The 17,866-nt window shown below is 44.6% G+C and carries 11 protein-coding genes, 1 tRNA gene and 1 riboswitch; of the genes, 7 read left to right on the forward strand and 5 right to left on the reverse strand.

All coding sequences use genetic code 11. The annotated features are described in order from the left end of the window. Positions 1–17: 17 nt before the first annotated feature. On the reverse strand, positions 18–2,084 hold the full coding sequence (locus Q9312_RS10215) for a TonB-dependent receptor (RefSeq protein WP_309200740.1): 2,067 nt from the start codon (positions 2,082–2,084) through the stop codon (positions 18–20). Between the two features lie 64 nt (positions 2,085–2,148). Then, positions 2,149–2,255: riboswitch (TPP riboswitch) on the reverse strand. A gap of 142 nt (positions 2,256–2,397) precedes the next feature. Beyond that, the gene (locus Q9312_RS10220) at positions 2,398–3,675 is read right to left on the reverse strand and encodes a peptidase MATCAP family protein (RefSeq protein WP_309200741.1); all 1,278 of its coding nucleotides are present in this window, start codon (positions 3,673–3,675) and stop codon (positions 2,398–2,400) included. A 221-nt stretch (positions 3,676–3,896) separates the two neighbouring features. On the opposite strand from Q9312_RS10220, the gene rpsU reads away from it, so the two are divergent. Continuing rightward, positions 3,897–4,112, forward strand: coding sequence for a 30S ribosomal protein S21 (gene rpsU / locus Q9312_RS10225; RefSeq protein ID WP_309200742.1), 216 nt, complete (start codon positions 3,897–3,899; stop codon positions 4,110–4,112). Between the two features lie 33 nt (positions 4,113–4,145). Next, complete coding sequence (locus Q9312_RS10230; protein WP_309200743.1) at positions 4,146–4,595, forward strand: GatB/YqeY domain-containing protein; 450 nt, start codon at positions 4,146–4,148, stop codon at positions 4,593–4,595. A 100-nt stretch (positions 4,596–4,695) separates the two neighbouring features. Here the strand turns inward: Q9312_RS10230 and Q9312_RS10235 are convergent, their stop codons facing one another. Further along, positions 4,696–5,706: a GGDEF domain-containing protein gene (locus Q9312_RS10235; RefSeq protein ID WP_309200744.1), complete on the reverse strand. Its 1,011-nt coding sequence runs from the start codon at positions 5,704–5,706 to the stop codon at positions 4,696–4,698. Between the two features lie 177 nt (positions 5,707–5,883). On the opposite strand from Q9312_RS10235, the gene dnaG reads away from it, so the two are divergent. The 3 genes from dnaG (at position 5,884) to Q9312_RS10250 (ending at position 12,303) form a co-directional block, all read left to right on the forward strand. Next, entirely contained in the window at positions 5,884–7,680 is a 1,797-nt protein-coding gene (dnaG, locus tag Q9312_RS10240; protein ID WP_309200745.1) for a DNA primase, read from the forward strand. A gap of 171 nt (positions 7,681–7,851) precedes the next feature. Continuing rightward, complete coding sequence (gene rpoD / locus Q9312_RS10245; protein ID WP_435408755.1) at positions 7,852–9,684, forward strand: RNA polymerase sigma factor RpoD; 1,833 nt, start codon at positions 7,852–7,854, stop codon at positions 9,682–9,684. Positions 9,685–9,744: 60 nt separating this feature from the next. Continuing rightward, positions 9,745–12,303 (forward strand): EAL domain-containing protein, encoded by a 2,559-nt coding sequence (locus Q9312_RS10250; RefSeq protein WP_309200747.1) that lies wholly within the window; start codon positions 9,745–9,747, stop codon positions 12,301–12,303. A 125-nt stretch (positions 12,304–12,428) separates the two neighbouring features. Here the strand turns inward: Q9312_RS10250 and Q9312_RS10255 are convergent, their stop codons facing one another. After that, positions 12,429–15,551 (reverse strand): efflux RND transporter permease subunit, encoded by a 3,123-nt coding sequence (locus tag Q9312_RS10255; RefSeq protein ID WP_309200748.1) that lies wholly within the window; start codon positions 15,549–15,551, stop codon positions 12,429–12,431. 9 nt (positions 15,552–15,560) lie between these two features. Further along, entirely contained in the window at positions 15,561–16,925 is a 1,365-nt protein-coding gene (locus Q9312_RS10260; protein ID WP_309200749.1) for an efflux RND transporter periplasmic adaptor subunit, read from the reverse strand. A gap of 312 nt (positions 16,926–17,237) precedes the next feature. On the opposite strand from Q9312_RS10260, the gene Q9312_RS10265 reads away from it, so the two are divergent. Together Q9312_RS10265 and Q9312_RS10270 are read left to right on the forward strand one after the other, a co-directional pair. After that, a tRNA-Ile gene (locus Q9312_RS10265) sits at positions 17,238–17,314 on the forward strand. 328 nt (positions 17,315–17,642) lie between these two features. Continuing rightward, on the forward strand, positions 17,643–17,861 hold the full coding sequence (locus Q9312_RS10270) for a helix-turn-helix domain-containing protein (protein ID WP_309200750.1): 219 nt from the start codon (positions 17,643–17,645) through the stop codon (positions 17,859–17,861). Positions 17,862–17,866 lie beyond the last annotated feature (5 nt).

A 17,866-nucleotide genomic window follows, 5' to 3' on the forward strand; every position in this document is an offset into this window, starting at 1 on the left:
AAACAACTGACCGTCAATTAATAATTATATTGAAAGGTGACTCCGCTTTGTCGCGGATCGCCAAATTGATAATAAGGTTTAGCGGTGTAACCGTCTCTAGGATCGTTACCGAATCCACCAAAGCCTCGGGTATAGTAAGTTTCATCGGTTAGGTTATGTACCCACAAGGCTAAACTCCAATCCTTTTGAGTATAGGTTAACCGCCAATGAATTAAATCGGTCGGCAACGATCGTTCATCGTGGGTATCTGAGAAGAAATAATCGTCTTTACCTTCAAAAGTAATTTGGCTACTCCAATTTTCGTTGGGTAACCAACGAGCATTGACGGAATAATTATAGCTTGGCGCTTGAGCAGCATCGCGATTGAAAACTTGTGTATTCCCATCTCGGTTGATCACTGCGAGTTCAGCCTCAAGAAGACCCAAAGCGACGTCCAATTGGAATTCAGGTAATGCCCGCCAATGCCATTCAAGTTCAACACCGCGATTTTTTCCATTATCGACATTTCCGACGTAACCAATAAACCCTTGGGTATTATCAGGTCGCGTATAAATTTGCCACTGTTTAGTATGTTGATCGTCGCGTTCCATTACAAACGCTGCAATTCGAAGAAAACCCGTTGCCAACTGCTGCTTATAACCAATTTCAAGGTTCCAGTTTTTCTCAGCATCGAATTGACGAAGCTCTGGATCAAGCTGAACTTGCGGGTTTACACCACCCGCTTTAAAACCGCGAGCGACCATAAAGTAAGATTGTGTCTGTGGATTCCAAGCGTAATTTAACGCCCACTTGCCTCCCACCATGGTGTCTCTGGTTTCTCGTACCAAAGTAGAGTCACGATAATCCGTGGTACGTTTTTCGACTCTTACTCCGAGATCGGTCGACCAATGTTCCGAATACTCTGTATTCACTTCACCGTATAAAGCGCGCGTATAGGTCGCATATTCCGAAGTAAAGTCTTCTGCTAAATAGGTGTATTGACGCAGTAACTGCTCATCTTCTCTTTTGTAATAAGCTCCGAATACCCAATTCGTTGAACCACCGAGTAATTCTTGTCGATCACGAGAAAGCCAACGCCAATCGATGTACCCTGTTTGACGCTCGCGCAAATACCGATCAAACGAGCTGTATTCGTCTGGATGGAAGCCCACGAAGGTCCAATCTTCATCGTATCCATAATCAAGATCTGAATCTGCAATCGCCACATGCAGTTGCATATCCACTTTGTTTAATCCACTGAAATAAGTCGACAAACTCATTGCATCGGTGGCTTGCCGATCAAATCCGGGCTGGTCTGATCGTGTCGTACGCGTGTTATCGAGAGAAAACGCATCATAGCCGTTATCCACATCAATATGGTGCCACGCCCAATCAAATGTTAACTGCTCTGAAGCTCGATATTGATATTTCAGGCGAGCAGTCAGCTCATCACGATTTTGCGTATCATCGCGATTTAAAAAACTGTTGTCGGTAAACCCATCGCTGTTGAGTTGATGCAAAGCCACCCGTAAGGCCGAGCGTTCGTTAATGCTGCCACTGGTTGCAATTCCAACAGCCGAGGTATTGTATTCAGCCAACATCAGATCAAAGCGACTGCGTTCAGAGTCAGCCGCTTCGGTGGTTAAATACATAGCGCCCGCTAGCGCACTCGCACCAAATCTGGCGCCTTGAGGTCCTCGTAATACTTCTAACTGAGTCGCGTCGTATAAGGTCGCGCCACCGAGTGTTCCAGAAAAGTCGATCCCATCGATAAAAAATCCAACACTCGGATTAATCGGATCTTGAAATTGGCTTCTCTCGCCAATTCCACGAATTTGCACAAATCGACCTCTACTGGCCCCGGTATTAAAGTTTATATTCGCCAGTCGATTCAGCAGATCTTCAACATGTTGGGCATCTCGCTGCTGAATGTCTTCTTGGTGAATAACGGCCAAGCTACCTGTTGTATTTTGGGCAGTTTGCTCTCGCCATTGAGACTTAATAACGATTGTATTTTCTTTAACCTCTGACTCATCAGCGGCCATGGCGCTAACACTGACATTAGCTAACGCCAACATAGCAGAATAAATGATTGTTTGTTTCATTGAGCTCTAATACCAATTAACGATTAGAGATCCGGAGGCGGTAAAAAGGAAGGCAGTGATCGTTATCACTAAACCATGACCATTCCTACGCCGGCATTACCCGGATCAGGTTCATAGGGTTTGCATACACATCTCAGCTGTGACTGACTCACAGCACCCCTTGTCATGTTGAAAAGTCAACCAGATCACTCTGATTCACCTTTCTCGAATTTAAAAGCCTTGATGCGACTAAAGTTCATCAAGGCACGGCGATTATAAACTATTCGCGATACAGATCCCAAGTGCCATTAGAACCTGACGGTAGCCTAACGCACTATTTCACTTCTCCCACCTGACTCAGTAGTTCTTTGTAGTGTGCGCTGACTTTCGACATATCAATTGAATTTAAAAAAGAAGAGTAAGATAAGTAGCAGAGTAAATACCTGAGATCTTTCGCCCAAGGCGCTAAAAATCGCGGACGATGACAGAGACCAAGTGCTCGTAAATAAGAAAGCACCGGTAAATCTTCTAAGTCGAGGCGACCGGCAAACAAAAGTTGAATGGAGTCAGCTCGACCCATGCTAACCGCTGCGCGCATAAAGTTATGAACGCGCAACAAACCATCAAGATAAACGACATCTTTAGTAAACGGAGAACCGCCACTGACGACGCCTCCTCGAAATACTCGCCGCGTATTTTCAAAGGCCTGATCGGCATTGCCAGTCTGTTCAACAAAATAGCGATACACCTCTATGAAGTCGGCACCATCAATCGCTTGTTGAATTGCAACAACCCGATCCGCTAAACGCCGCATCCGATCCAAATCTAAAGTTCCGGTAATAAACTCGGCAAAAACCGCCAGTCCTTCTTGGGTCTTAGTTGCACCTGGGTGAGCTAAAGACAGCAAACTGATATTGCCGTCTGTTTTACCATTTAAAATGGTGGCCACATGAATATAAATTTCATGTTGAATCAATTGCTCAATATCGTTATCAGAAAAGCAAGCGGTTCGTCTAATTCGCACGCGTTCTGAACTGGCCAGCGCATTCGCCGACAAATCATCCACCACCACGACTTCGGGAGCTTCTTGCCCAAACATAGCCACCGTCGCATCGCGCATTTGATCGGCCAAAGTAGACGCTAAGACACACGCATCCGGCGGCTCACCGAGTGCCATGCCTCGAATAGGCTTCAACAATCGCAAATATTGTTGCGCCAAATCGAGTGAGGTCGATTTTTCATCTTTTAAACGGTCAGTGGGTGCACCGTATAATTGCTTAGAGAGTTCATAAAATCGCGGAGTACCACGGGCTTCTAACATTTCAGCGGTAATCATTAAGGTTTTGCGGGTCCGATCGATCCATAAATCAACCGGTGTATCTCCGATATCCGGCGCAATTTTATCTAATTGCGCAATGTACTCGGAGGCTGAGAAGGCCGGATAAGTCACTTTCGGCAACTGTTGCGCCTTATTGGCTAAAAACTGACGCTTGATATCTAACGGCCAAGCCAATTGCGAGAGTACCTGCAAGTTACTCCCCAAGGCGACTACTCGGTCAGATAAGTGGCATAACCGCTCGCGTTCGCGAACTTCCCATTCGCTACCTGTCATCTAAAAACCCTCTAAATTTGACGCTTTTCAGTGCTCTGAATCATACATTATCGACCCAATGGCCGCCTTTGTACTGCAATTGGTCGTAAATTGTCCATTATTTTTGCATTATTACGCAAAACCCATTAAGATCGGCGCCCCCAATTATGGGGTCTTTGTCTGCATTTCGCAGTACAGAGGTTTAATGTTAACAATCCAACTATTTAAGGTGGTGATTTTTCATGCCAAGCGTAAAGGTAAAGGAAAACGAGCCCTTTGACGTAGCCCTACGTCGTTTTAAGCGCTCATGTGAGAAAGCAGGTATTTTGGCTGAAGTTCGTCGACGCGAACATTACGAGAAGCCAACTGCTGTTCGCAAGCGCAAAAAAGCGGCTGCGGTAAAGCGTCATGCTAAAAAGGTGTCTCGTGAATCCATACGTCGCAAGCGTATGTACTAATTGAATCTTGTATTGAATTAGGACCTTTAGCATATGGCCGCATTATTGGATCAAATCAACAATGCGATGAAAGATGCGATGCGTGCCAAGGCGAAAGATCGTCTTGGCACCATTCGGCTTCTCACCGCAGCGATTAAACAGTATCAAGTCGACAACCGAGTTGAAGAGGTAGCAGACGACATCGTTCTAGCTATTCTCGACAAAATGGTTAAACAACGTCGCGAATCTATCAAAGCCTACACTGAAGCTGGTCGAGAAGAGCTCGCTGCCATCGAACAGGCAGAAATCGAAGTTCTCGCTGACTTTATGCCACAGCCTTTAACCGACGACGAAATTGCCGCGCTTATCAAAGCTGCGGTTGCTGAGTCAGGCGCTGAAAATATGCGTGATATGGGTAAAGTGATGGGCATCTTGAAACCCAAATTACAAGGTCGTGCCGACATGGGCGCGGTCAGTGGCAAAATAAAAGCTCGTTTAAGCTAAATTTTGTCTCGAAAACTTGAGTGTTAATCACTCTTTGAAAGCGCGAATTTTCGCGCTTTTTTATTGCCCGATTACAGCGCCCATTCGACTGTTTAACCGCCTAACTTGCAGCCGCATGCTGGGTGGTATCGTCGAATGAAGGCGATACCTTCACGCAGTTGCGCCCCGCATCCTTTGCTTCATACAAAGCTTTATCGGCGCGCTTAAACCACTGTTCGGCCGTTTCATCCGGTTGATGAGCGGCTACGCCAGCAGAAATGGTGATGCTTCGTTCGGCCATCAAGCTCGATTCGGCGACCAGCTGCCTCAGCTCATCGGCAAGACTGTCGGAATGGTAAGGTTGGGTTTCTAACGGCAAAATGGCAAATTCTTCGCCGCCAATCCGATACAACTGGTCGGTTGCCCTCAGTCGTGCTTCGATGATCCGAGTTAATTGTATAAGCACGCGATCGCCTTGGTCATGGCCAAACTCATCGTTAATTGACTTGAAGTGGTCGATATCAAAAATAATCAGTTCGGGAGCCGAGTGGATTCGTTGGTGTACACTCACCAACCAGTTCAGTTGTTCTTCGAAGGCTCGACGATTCAACGCTTGAGTGAGCCCATCGCGTCGAGCTTGTTCGGCTAACAACTTGCGTTGCTTTGCGGTCGATAGAGCAAAGACATACGCAAACGCATTCGTTGCCAATGCACTCAGCAGCAAAGTGAGTCGATCAAGCGGTTCTACTTGATTCCAAATCACCGCCATAACAATCGCGATGGTTATCACATTAACCGTTACACCCCACTTTCTACCCACCAAGAAAAACACGCCAATCATCGATGGGTACAGCCAAGCAATATTCTGGGGTCCCTTTAACACGACGGTTAAGGTTGCGGTGAGTAAGAAGAAAATAGAGATCACAAAGCCTGGAATGGTGGTTTTTTCAGTGTTCCAAACGTAGGCAAAGATTGCAATAAAAACACTACTGACAATGCTATCAACGGCAGCAATCGCCCAATCTTGTTGCCACAGCCGGATAACGGCGAATGGCAATACCGCTAGGGCTCCGACCCCAGCCAATACCAAGATCACTCGTCGCTCAAATAGCATTTTGGTCGACATCGACATTGTATTCTGGCTCCCCTTGCCCGTCGAAAGTATTCACTATTGCTATAATTACCTAAGTGTAGCCCACAAACCTCTGATCGGGGTCAGTAAATGTTCGATTCACCGATTTTTGATGGTGCTTTGCAAAGTGCCAGCACATCGGCATAATAACCCCCCTAATTAACTACCCGAATCATTATGGCCGGACGCATTCCCAAATCTTTTATCGATGACTTAATCAACCGTACCGATATTGTTGAAGTGATCGAGCGCCGTATCACCTTGAAGCGAGCGGGTAAAAACTACCAAGCATGCTGTCCTTTTCATAATGAGAAAACCCCCTCTTTTTCTGTCTCGCCCGATAAACAGTTTTACTACTGCTTTGGATGCGGAGCGACGGGCAATGCGGTTAGCTTTGTCATGGAGTACGACGGATTGGAGTTTGTCGATGCCATTGAAGATCTCGCTCATGCTCAAGGCTTAGAGGTTCCACGCGAAGCATCATCACAGCAGCCTCAACGTCAGTGGGATCATGACTACTACCAGTTAATGGAAAAAACGGCTCAATTTTACCAACAGCAGCTAAAACAACCTAAGTTTCGCGAGCGAGTAGTTACTTACCTAAAAGACCGCGGGGTCAGCGGAGAGATAGCCAGAGATTACGGTCTGGGCTACGCTCCAGACGAATGGCATAGCCTACAAGCCTTATTTGGCCACGATCAATCCATAAACAAAGCACTAGTCGATTGTGGCATGCTGATTGAAAAAGACAGTAACCGCTACGATCGTTTTCGTGATCGTTTAATGTTTCCCATTCGTGATCGCCGAGGGCGTGTCATTGCGTTTGGTGGTCGGGTCATCGACAAAGGTGAACCTAAATACCTTAACTCACCTGAAACTGAAATTTTTCACAAAGGGCAAGAACTCTATGGCCTATATGAAATGCGTCAGTTTCAACGAAAGAGTGAGTGGGCTGTTGTGGTTGAGGGCTATATGGACGTGGTTGCGCTTGCCCAATTTGGTATTCGAAATGCGGTAGCAACCTTAGGCACGGCCACCAGTAGTACGCATATTCAGCAATTGTTTCGGGTATGCCCTAAAATCGTTTTTTGCTTTGATGGCGATCGCGCTGGTCGCGACGCGGCACTGCGAGCCTTGAATCACAGCTTACCGCAGGTTCGTGACAATCGAGATATTCGCTTTATGTTTTTACCCGATGGCGAAGATCCCGACACTCAAGTTCGGCGCATTGGCGCTGAGCAATTCACGCAAGATGCGCTCAAGTCTCCTTCCATATTTGAGTTCTTACTCGACTATTTGCGGGGACAAGTTGATATGGATACCTTTGAAGGCCCCGGTCAATTGGCTAATTTAGCCAAACCATTTTTGGCACTCATTGCCGATGCAATTCATCGCGAGCGGTTTATCCAACAATTAGCCATGCAAGTTGGGCTCAGTGAAACTAAACTCAATCAGCTACTGTTAGGAGCAGACTCTTCCTCCGGCCAAGAGCAATCGACGCAGCATCATGGTCACTCGCAACACTCGTCACCTAAACGCGAGCTTGGAGTGCCGTTGACCAATGTCAGCCAACTTACGCCTATTCGTCGCGCCATTACTCTATTGCTGCACCAGCCACAACTGGTCACCCAACTGCCTCCGAGTGATTGGCTGGCGAATTTAAATCAAGCCGGCAATGAAATTTTACGACAAATGATTGAAATTTTGAGAAATGACCCCAACATTAGCGTCGGCGCAATTATTGAACACTGGCGAGGCAGTTCAATACAACAGCATCTTTTGAAATTGGCCAATGAAGAAATATTGACTCCAGAGTCAGGCCAAGCTCAAGAATTGAGTGACATACTCGCTCGACTCGAAAAATCCTATAAGGAACAACGATTTACTGAGTTACAGCAGCGCAGCCAGCGAGGTCCACTGAGTACAGAAGAGAAGCAGGAGTATCAAAGCTTGTTGCTGGAGTTGTCTCACTGACACTTTTTTACAGCAAAAGGTCTCAGCAAATTTGCCCGCAAGCAGCTACACTGTGTATAATTGCGTGTTTCGTGTGCAACGCGACGGTTTTTTATTGTCTCAACGTCTGTGCGAGCATGCCCGAATACTTGAATCTAACAGTTAAAAGGTCGTTACTGAATGTCGAACGAGATGTCCAGCCAGTCACAAAAGTCCCAACTTAAACTATTAATCGCGCGCGGTAAAGAGCAGGGCTTCTTGACCTATGCCGAAGTGAATGACCACTTGCCGCCCGACATTGTCGATCCGGATCAAGTCGAAGACATCATTCGCATGATCAACGATATGGGTATTCAGGTCTTTGAATCTGCCCCAGATGCCGACGCCTTGTTAATGGCAGACTCAGTTGCCGATGAAGAAGCAGCCGAAGAAGCAGCCGCTGCGCTAGCCAGTGTCGACTCTGACTTTGGCCGCACCACCGACCCAGTGCGTATGTACATGCGTGAAATGGGTACCGTAGAGCTGTTAACTCGCGAAGGTGAGATTGACATTGCGAAACGAATTGAAGAAGGCATTCGAGAAGTTGCCGTCGCAATAGCCGAATACCCTGCGACCGTCGAGACGTTACTTGACGACTACGATCGCTTCTTAGCGGGTGAAATTAAATTATCAGACATCATCACTGGTTTTAGTGATGGCACCGAAGATGACGACATCATTATCGGTGGAACTCACGTTGGCTCAGAAGTCCCTGAAGATGAGCAAGACGACGACGATGATGATGATGATGACAGCGCCGATGAAGATTTAGGACCGGATCCTGAAGAAGCAGCTGAGAAATTCGCTGCCTTGCGCAAGCAACATGAAAAGACCGTTAATGCGATTAAAAAGTACGGTCGAGCTCATAAGTCCGCTCAGAAACAAGTAAGCGAGCTGCAAGAGCAATTCATGCAATTTAAGTTGCTTCCAAAAGAATTCGATCGCTTAACGTCTAAGATGCGTAACAAGATGGATGCTCTTCGCACTCAAGAGCGTTTAATCATGAAGCTCGTCGTCGATCAAGGCAAGATGCCACGCAAAACCTTCATTTCAGAATTTCCTGGCAATGAAACCAATACCAAGTGGTTGAACTCACATCTTAGCAAAGACGTCGCTTATCACGACGCCCTAGAAATGATTGCGGAAGATGTTATTCGTTGCCAAAACAAATTATTACACATCGAAGAAGATACCAACCTTTCAATTGCTGAGTTTAAAGAAACCAACCGCCGCATGAGCATTGGTGAAGCCAAAGCTCGTCGTGCGAAAAAAGAAATGGTTGAAGCAAACTTACGATTGGTAATTTCGATTGCCAAAAAATACACCAATCGCGGCCTACAATTCCTCGACTTAATTCAAGAAGGTAACATTGGCTTGATGAAAGCGGTTGATAAATTCGAATATCGACGCGGCTACAAATTCTCGACTTATGCAACTTGGTGGATCCGTCAAGCGATTACGCGCTCGATTGCCGACCAAGCTCGCACCATTCGTATTCCAGTTCATATGATCGAAACCATCAATAAACTGAATCGAATTTCGCGTCAAATGCTACAAGAAATGGGACGTGAGCCACAGCCCGAAGAATTGGCTGTTCGCATGGAAATGCCCGAAGATAAAATTCGTAAAGTGCTGAAAATTGCAAAAGAGCCAATCTCCATGGAAACACCGATTGGTGATGATGAAGATTCGCATTTAGGTGACTTCATTGAAGACTCAACTCAAGAGTCTCCAGTAGATTCGGCAACGGCTACCAGTTTGGGAGAAGCGACCAAGGATGTTCTTGCAGGATTAACCGCAAGAGAAGCAAAAGTTTTACGTATGCGCTTCGGAATTGATATGAATACCGACCACACGCTTGAAGAAGTGGGTAAGCAGTTCGATGTAACTCGTGAGCGAATTCGACAAATTGAAGCGAAAGCTTTACGTAAACTTCGTCATCCATCTCGCTCTGAAAAATTACGCAGCTTTCTTGACGAGCAGTAATCATTAAAAACTCCGCTCTTGCGGAGTTTTTTTTCGTCTCGATCACACAGACTCGACGCTATGATGCGATTATGGATTTTTTTACTCTGTCTAGGGATTCTCAGCAGCTTTTCAAGCTCGCTGCATGCCACTTATGATTACAAGCCCCTGCCGCCAACGAAAATCCAGTTAAATGATGATACATTAAGAGTTCAACTCAGCGATCCTTTGCCAACTAAAAAGTCGTCGTTAGATATTTCACCACAAGAAGCCTTTTATTCAGACCGCTATTCATTTGAACAGTTTTCTGAATCAACGGGAGCAAGCCCCAATACGTTTTGGCATAAATTGACACTTGCCGGTAGTTTCTCAGACAATCGACCACATACCTTTGTAATTAACTTCGATACTTACTATCTACGTCACCTCGACGTTTTTATTTTTGATGGTGAAGAGTTAGTGGGTCATCATTCGTTAGGTTTATTAGCAACTAAAGAAGCGCAAATAGATTACAAGGGAGTCTCAGCGCCCTTTTCGATTCGCAATGGCCAAGAACTTACCTTACTCATTCGTAAACAGAATGATGGTCCTGGTGTAGCGCCTATAACGATCTACTCTGAAAGCCAATTTGATTTAAATTTAAAACGAAACTTTTTGTTCTGGGGCGGCGCTATCGCTCTTCTCATAGCCCTCGCGCTTTACAATGTTTTTGTTTATTCATTAAACCCCGGACGAACCTATCTTTGGTATCTAGTATTTCACACCCTTACATTTATTTATTTCTCAGCGTTACATGGGTTTGGCTTTCTTATTTGGCCAATCGAAATGCAAGTTTGGTTAGCCCAAAACATTATGCCAATGAATGTATTATTGATCTGGTCGGCGATTCAGTTTGCACGAGTATTTTTAACCACGGAGGTTCACGCACCTCAACTGCATCGCTTTATTATTGTTATTAACATTGTAACGCCCATTGCACTCATACTCACTTATTGGCTGCCCGAGTATTACACCTTGCCACTGTTTTTTGTGTACCAAGTGGCCGCCTCTATTTTTGGGCTTGCATTAGGCGCTTCGGCTTTAATCAATGGTTTCCGACCAGCTCGGTACTTCTTTATCAGTTGGATGTGCGTTATTGTTGGTGCCGCTTTAGGTATTTCAGCGCATAATCATTGGATTCCGGTCAACTTCTTTACTCTCCATGCATTTTTTATTGGCGCGGTTGCTGAGCTTATGTTGTTTTCGGTTGCTATGGCTGATCGACTTCGTTATGCCGAAAAGAAAGCCATTTCAAAAGCCTACATCGACCCGCAACGTAAGTTGCCTAACTATTCATTTTTGGTCAACGAATTTGCTATTCAATTATCACACTTAAAAAGTCAATTTGATAACTTATCACTCGTCGTTGTCCAAACGGTCAACTATCGCGAACTTGTCGCACTGTTAGGACCAAATATCCTAGAGCCAATCTATCGAGCGCATATCGAACGACTGCAACGCTTTGTTAAAAGCCAAGATTGGTCGGTTTACTTTCATCAGCCGTCTGGATTAGAAGAATATTTTATTACCTTGCCTGGCGATCAGTTAATGTTTCTAGTCAAAACAAAAGATCAATCAGAAGAAGAACTAGAAGGGATACTACAGAAAATTATTCAAACGACACTAGAGCCGATCACGCTTAAGAACTTCGAGGTTTCTTTAGAGACGAATGCTGGAGCCACCCCCATTCAAAAAGGCTCTTCATCCTTATTAGAAAACTATCGTAAGATTCAAATTGCCTTGTTGAATTGTAAGAAACACCATAGCCATTGGAATATCTACACCGACGAACAAGAGGAGTCTCTCAAGCAGCAAGCGGGTTTGTTGCATGATATTAAGTATGCGATTAATCAAAATCAGTTTGATATTATGATACAGCCTCAAATGGATTTGTTTACTCAAGAAGTCGTCGGTGGCGAAGTACTCATTCGTTGGCAGCACCCGGTTCGTGGGACAGTTCCACCACAAGAATTTATTGAACTCGCTGAGCAAACAGGGCTCATCAGTCAAATCACTCAACAAGTTATCGATATAGCGTTTCATTGGATAAGCTTACAAAAAGCTATTCCAAATAAATTTTTACTCGCAATCAATTTGTCCGCTCAAGAGCTGTACGATAATGAGTTGCTACCCTTTATCGAGCAACGCATTCAAGTTTACAACGTGCATCCGCATCATATCGCCTTTGAAATTACCGAGTCATCAATGATGCGCAATGCAGAGCAATCGCTTAGAACTATTCATCAGTTGCAACAATATGGGTTTAGTATTGCTATCGATGATTTTGGAACGGGCTATTCGTCTTTATCTTATTTACAAAAGATCAACGCTGATAAGATTAAAATTGATTTATCTTTTGTTAAACACATTCATCAAAACAAAACCAATCAAGCAATTATTCGAACCATTTCTCAATTGGCTAAGTCGATTAATACGAAAACCATCGCCGAAGGAATTGAGTCAGCCGACGAACTCGTGACGATAAAAGAACTCGCTTGTGATTATGGGCAAGGGCACTTTTGGAGCGAGCCGCTTGCTCCAGAGAAATTTGCTCAACAATATTTTAAACGCGAAAGTGTCACTCAAGAAGTTGACGAATAACCTTGTAAATTGAAAGATTTATATCCTGCGTTTTTTATAACACCGAACAGCGGAAATATATTCAATAAAAATATACCGAATAAAAAAGGGAGCCCTAGCTCCCTTTTTTATTTCATTTAAAGACCTCAACGTGTTTCGCTTTCAAACAGTCCCCATACATCATTCGCATAGCGTTTTAAATAACGCTTGATATCAACTAGTATCAAGTAATTGATAGGTACAATAAATAATGTAATAAGCGTCGCAAACAAAATACCAAAACCTAAACTCACCGCCATGGGAATTAGAAATTGAGCTTGTGTGGACTTTTCAAATAGCAGAGGCATCAGTCCAGCAAAAGTCGTCAACGAAGTAAGCAAGACAGGTCTAAAGCGTCGTCCTCCAGCAGAGTAAACAGCATCTAATACCGCCACTCCCTTTTTCCTTTGTGAATTAATATAATCAACAAGCACTAGTGAATCGTTCACCACGACTCCAGATAATGCCAGCATCCCCATAAAACTGAGTAATGTTAAATCCATGCCCATTATCCAATGTCCAATGACCGCACCGATCAAGCCAAATGGAATAACTAGCATAACGATAAGTGGTTGAGTGTAAGACTTGAAAGGAATCGCTAACAAAATGTAAATGACGATCAATAAAGCTAAAGCGCCCACTAATAATCCTCGTGAAGACTCTTCTTGATCGCGAGCTTCACCAGCTAATTCAAAGCTCGCTCCTGGATAACTAGCGACCTGTTCTGCTAAAAATTCAGATACTTCCGATAACGCCGCCGACAAGTTTCCATTCTCTTTATCGAAATCTGCCGTCACAGATAGAGTTCTTTGGCGATCGATACGAAGTATGGATGTAGGAGAGAGCCCCGGAAAAACATTGGCAACTTGCCACAACGGAACTTCTTGATTTGCGCCAACGCGAATCATCATCTGCTCTAACGTTTCTATCGATTGTCGTGCCGACAGTGGGTAGCGAACCATGACTCGAACTTCTTCTCGGCCACGCTGAACTCGTTGAACCTCAAATCCATACACAGCTTGTCGAACTTGACGAGCCACGGTATTTAGGTCGAGTCCGAGTAAGCTTGCTTCTGGCTTTAACTCTAACTGGAGCTCTTCTTTCCCGTCAGACAAGGAGTCCTCGATATCAGAAACCGCTGAGAACTTAGCTAATTTGTCTTTTAACTTCTCGCCTAGCTCAGATAATGCTTGACTATCTTTTCCTCGCAACTCGATATTAATCGGAGGCCGATCCCATCCAATTTCAGCGCGGTAATTCAATTGCTCAGCACCTGCGACTTGTCCTACTCGCTTTCGCCACTCATTTACAATTTCACGCGTTGTTATTTCTGAACTGCGTTGCTCCGGAGGTACAGTTTCAACACGAACTCGACCGGTACTTGAATTACGACCGCCACTGATGGAATAAATATTTCGAATCACAGACTCCCCAGTCTCTGGATCACGATACTTTTCTTTTAAAGCTCGCGCTTGTTCTGTCATAAATGACACAACACGGTCCGTTGTTTCAAATGCCGTACCGGTTGGCATAACTAAGGTCGCGGTTGCGACTTCACTCTGTACTCTCGGGAAAAATACAAATTTAGTTAGTCCACTAAACATCGATCCAGAAACAATTAGGAACATTGCAAGCATTAAAGCCAATGAGATGTAGCGCCACTTCATCGCTCTGGCCAGCACTGGTTGATAAACTCGTTCAATAAAGCGTTCCAATGAATTGGAAATCGCTTGTTGTACTCGAGTTAACATCGAGGTATTTCCTACTCGGCGTTTAACATGTTTAAGATGCGCAGGCAGTACCAGTTTTGATTCTATTAATGAAAAAAGTAAAACCGGTATAACAACATAAGGAATTGCTGCATACCAACTACCTCGACCCGTTTGAAAGGCTAAAGGCAAAAATGCTGCTATCGTCGTTAATATACCAAAGGTAACCGGCACAGCCACTTCTTGCGTGCCTTTAATGGCTGCATCCAATGGGTCTGCGCCATTTTGCAAATGCGAATAAACGTTCTCTCCAGTAACAATCGCGTCGTCGACGACAATTCCTAACACTAGAATAAATGCGAAGAGACTCATTAAATTTAATGTCACGTCGAAGACGGGCATCAACAAAAAAGCCCCCATAAAACTCATTGGGATGCCAACACAAACCCATACGGCAACTGCTGGACGTAAGAATAAAGCCAATAAAATTATTACTAAAAGCGCACCTTGCCATGCACTGGTAGTGAGTGTTTGTAAGCGCGCTTTTATAGGTTCACTGCGGTCTCGCCAAAAATCTAAGCTTAAACCCTGAGGAATTTGTGACTGCTTTTCAACGATGTAATTTTTAACTGCTTGTGTTACCTCAATTATGCTCTCAGCTCCAGTACGAAACACCTCGACTTCTACGGCGGGAACACCATTAAAGCGAGTTCGCAATGGCGTCTCTTCAAATTCATCTCGAATCATCGCGATATCGCCCAGCGTAATCATCGAACCATCACGAGTCGTCACGATCGGAATTGCTGCAAAGTCATTGGCTCGATAAGCCTGACCTCGACTTCGAATAAATATTTCGCCACCTTCAGTTTTCAAATTACCGGCTGAGACATCTCTTGAGTTTTGACTAAGAGCTTGAGCCACTTGCTCCAAGGTTAAATCGTATTTCCGCAACGCCCACTCAGGTACTTCAATTGAAATTTCAAACCGCAAAGTGTTATCCACTTCTGCTTGAGAAACCTCTTTTAAATTCGCTATTTCATCGCGAATATCTTCCGCCATGCGACGTAAGGTTAATGCATCATAGTCTCCGTAAAGCACCACTCCAATCGCATCACGACGCCAGGTAGGGATCTGCACTAGAGGACGCTCAGCGTCAACCGGAAAATTATTGATTGCATCGACTTTAATTTTTGTTTCATCAAGCACTTCACGAACATCGAAACCCTCTTCAACTTCGATGGTTACCGAAGTACTTCCCTCGCTACTGCGAGAGGTCATTTGACGAATGCCTTCAATATCTTGAATCGCTTCTTCGATTTTGATCGTAAGTCCTTCTTCTACCTCTTGCGGAGAAGCGCCGGGTAGTGTCATGGATATTTGAACTTCACGGTTTTCCATTTCTGGAAATAGGTCAACAGGGATTTTCGCTGACAGTGTGTATAGACCTGCTACTATGATGGTGATCATTAGCAAGTTAGCAGCTACGTCATTTTTAGTGAACCACTCGATCATCTTATGCATGATTCGCTCCTACTGATTCGCTGAAGCAGTGCTGGAAGTTGGCTTTGTGGTTTTAGACGAGTCAGACTTGTCGTTTCCTTTGCCCTTGTTATCGTTTTGAGACGGCTTACCAAAGCTTTCTGAAGTTTGCTCAGCAGAATCGCCAAGGGGCTTCACCTTTGTACCGCTCGGCAGATTAGCGGTTGGAGTAAGAATCAACTTGTCGCTGACGGTTAAACTCGAAGCCAACGATAACTCACTGGTCATAGCATCAAGTTTAGAAACAGCCGATATTACTACTGCTTGCTTGTCGGTCCAAAGAGGCTCCACTTTTCGCTTCTTCAATACGCCTTCTTGAGCGATGCTCACTTGAAAATCTTGTGACACCGCGCGTCGAGGAATAACAAAAACATTATCAAGTCGGTCACCAGCAACCTTGGCTCGTAGAAATTGTCCGATTCGAATCGCTGGTCGTTCTTCAGTGGTAACAAAAGGTTGATCCATCTCTGCAACGACATAAAGCATTCGAGTCGCAGTATCGAACGCTCCTTCACTGCGCACTAGCTCGCCATGCCATTGGTAGGTTCGATTACCAATTTCGCCTTCAAAAATTACTTTAGGTGGTTCAATTTGAGCATTCGACTCATCAGGTAGCTGTAGGTGAGTTAAATCAGCCATTTTAACTGGGAGGCGCACTTCAACTTTATCGGTAGAATAAATTTCAGCGATAGTCTGCGAGCGATTAATTACCTGACCAAGGTCAACCGCCTGACTCAATACTTTACCATCGAAAGGCGCTCGAACTTTGGTACGCTCAAGATTTAGTTTAGCCTTTGCCAGTTGTGCTTTAGCAGCCTCTAAAGCGGCTAAAGCAGCCGCTACCTGAGGCTTTCTCAATGCTAACTCACGGGCAGCCTCGTTTTGTGGACGAACATTCCACTCTTTTTCCGCCAACTCCGCTTGCGCCAGCTCTTGTAAATACTTTACTTCTGCATCAGCGACATTGGATGCAGCAATATCGACTTCAATTTTAAAGTCACGATCATCTAATTGAACCAGCACGTCACCCTTTTTAAAACTTCCTCCAGCACGAATGTTCGGAGAAACTTCAATCACTCGACCACTAACATCGGAGACCAACTGCGTTCGAGTTAATGCTTCCACTGTTCCATAGGACTCAATCCACACCTGATAATCAGAGGGAGTCAGATCTGCAACCTCAACAGCAACGCTAGGCGCCGGCCTGCCCCCCCACTTTCGAGCTTCAGGCTTACTACTGAACATTCCTGCTACGATAAAGAACGCCACAATAAGTATTAATAATGTAAACAGCAAATGAGCCACCCAAGGCGTTTTTGATTGGTAGATTTCGCGGTCAGTTACTGGTTCGTTCATAGTCTAAAATCTCAGTCTTTCTGTAAGCCTTAAGGATAATGGATTTAGTGTCATGAGACAGTCTGTTTTACATTTCATTACAAACTAGCGGTAGGGAGACACAAGAGGATTGAATCAAGGGTCGATTTACCGTAAACTTCGCACCTCGCTTGGGCTAGGTATACGTCTCAAAAGCACTGATAGAGCGCCGCCTGAGGCAATAAAGCACTCGCCAAAGCAAAAGATGTAAAAATGGGCCCTTAGCTCAGTTGGTTAGAGCATCCGACTCATAATCAATAGGGCTGGGGTGAGAAAGTTTAAAAAAGTGAAAATGGGCCTTTAGCTCAGTTGGTTAGAGCACCCGACTCATAATCGGTAGGTCCCCAGTTCAAGTCTGGGAAGGCCCACCATTTTCACCTTATATTTCATACATTTAGCAAACTTCCATCGTATTTTCGATAGTCTCTCAGGGTTTCAAAACACGTAACCCCGCCGCCCAGTCTCAGTACTCAACGATAGATTACAGCCATCAGTCGATTTTCTCTTTTTTGCTGGGGTTACACTGGGGTTACATTTTTTGAAATGTCTTTCCACTTCTTTCACAGCACAACTCTTCAGTAGCACCCGAAACCACACCGTTGAGAGAAATGACATTATGTAATTTCAGATCACATAATGTCACTTTGTATGATATCCTTCAGAAGCGATTAAGACCTTAAATAATAAGAGGCAAAAGCAATGATCCGCTGTCATTTAGCCCGACTCATGGGTGAACATAAAATGCGAGTAGCCGATGTTGCCAGAGAAACAGGCTTAAGCAGAGCAACAGTTACTTTGCTTTATAAAGAGACCGCTCAAAAAGTAGATTTGGAAGCACTGGATAAGATCTGTTTACTGTTCGATTGTGAAGTGGGTGAATTATTGGAACGTACTGAGAATAGTCAGATATCTAGATAAGCAAA

It is taken from the genome of Pleionea litopenaei (assembly GCF_031198435.1).
GTDB lineage: Bacteria > Pseudomonadota > Gammaproteobacteria > Enterobacterales > Kangiellaceae > Pleionea > Pleionea litopenaei.

What these genes read in the sequence shown, in the direction of transcription:
- Q9312_RS10250 (WP_309200747.1), top strand. Translation starts at nt 9,745, where the DNA reads ATGATGCGATTATGGATTTTTTTACTCTGTCTAGGGATTCTCAGCAGC.
- rpsU (WP_309200742.1), top strand. Translation starts at nt 3,897, where the DNA reads ATGCCAAGCGTAAAGGTAAAGGAAAACGAGCCCTTTGACGTAGCCCTA.
- rpoD (WP_435408755.1), top strand. Translation starts at nt 7,852, where the DNA reads ATGTCCAGCCAGTCACAAAAGTCCCAACTTAAACTATTAATCGCGCGC.
- Q9312_RS10215 (WP_309200740.1), bottom strand. Translation starts at nt 2,084, where the DNA reads ATGAAACAAACAATCATTTATTCTGCTATGTTGGCGTTAGCTAATGTC.
- Q9312_RS10260 (WP_309200749.1), bottom strand. Translation starts at nt 16,925, where the DNA reads ATGAACGAACCAGTAACTGACCGCGAAATCTACCAATCAAAAACGCCT.
- dnaG (WP_309200745.1), top strand. Translation starts at nt 5,884, where the DNA reads ATGGCCGGACGCATTCCCAAATCTTTTATCGATGACTTAATCAACCGT.
- Q9312_RS10270 (WP_309200750.1), top strand. Translation starts at nt 17,643, where the DNA reads ATGATCCGCTGTCATTTAGCCCGACTCATGGGTGAACATAAAATGCGA.
- Q9312_RS10235 (WP_309200744.1), bottom strand. Translation starts at nt 5,706, where the DNA reads ATGTCGATGTCGACCAAAATGCTATTTGAGCGACGAGTGATCTTGGTA.
- Q9312_RS10230 (WP_309200743.1), top strand. Translation starts at nt 4,146, where the DNA reads ATGGCCGCATTATTGGATCAAATCAACAATGCGATGAAAGATGCGATG.
- Q9312_RS10255 (WP_309200748.1), bottom strand. Translation starts at nt 15,551, where the DNA reads ATGCATAAGATGATCGAGTGGTTCACTAAAAATGACGTAGCTGCTAAC.
- Q9312_RS10220 (WP_309200741.1), bottom strand. Translation starts at nt 3,675, where the DNA reads ATGACAGGTAGCGAATGGGAAGTTCGCGAACGCGAGCGGTTATGCCAC.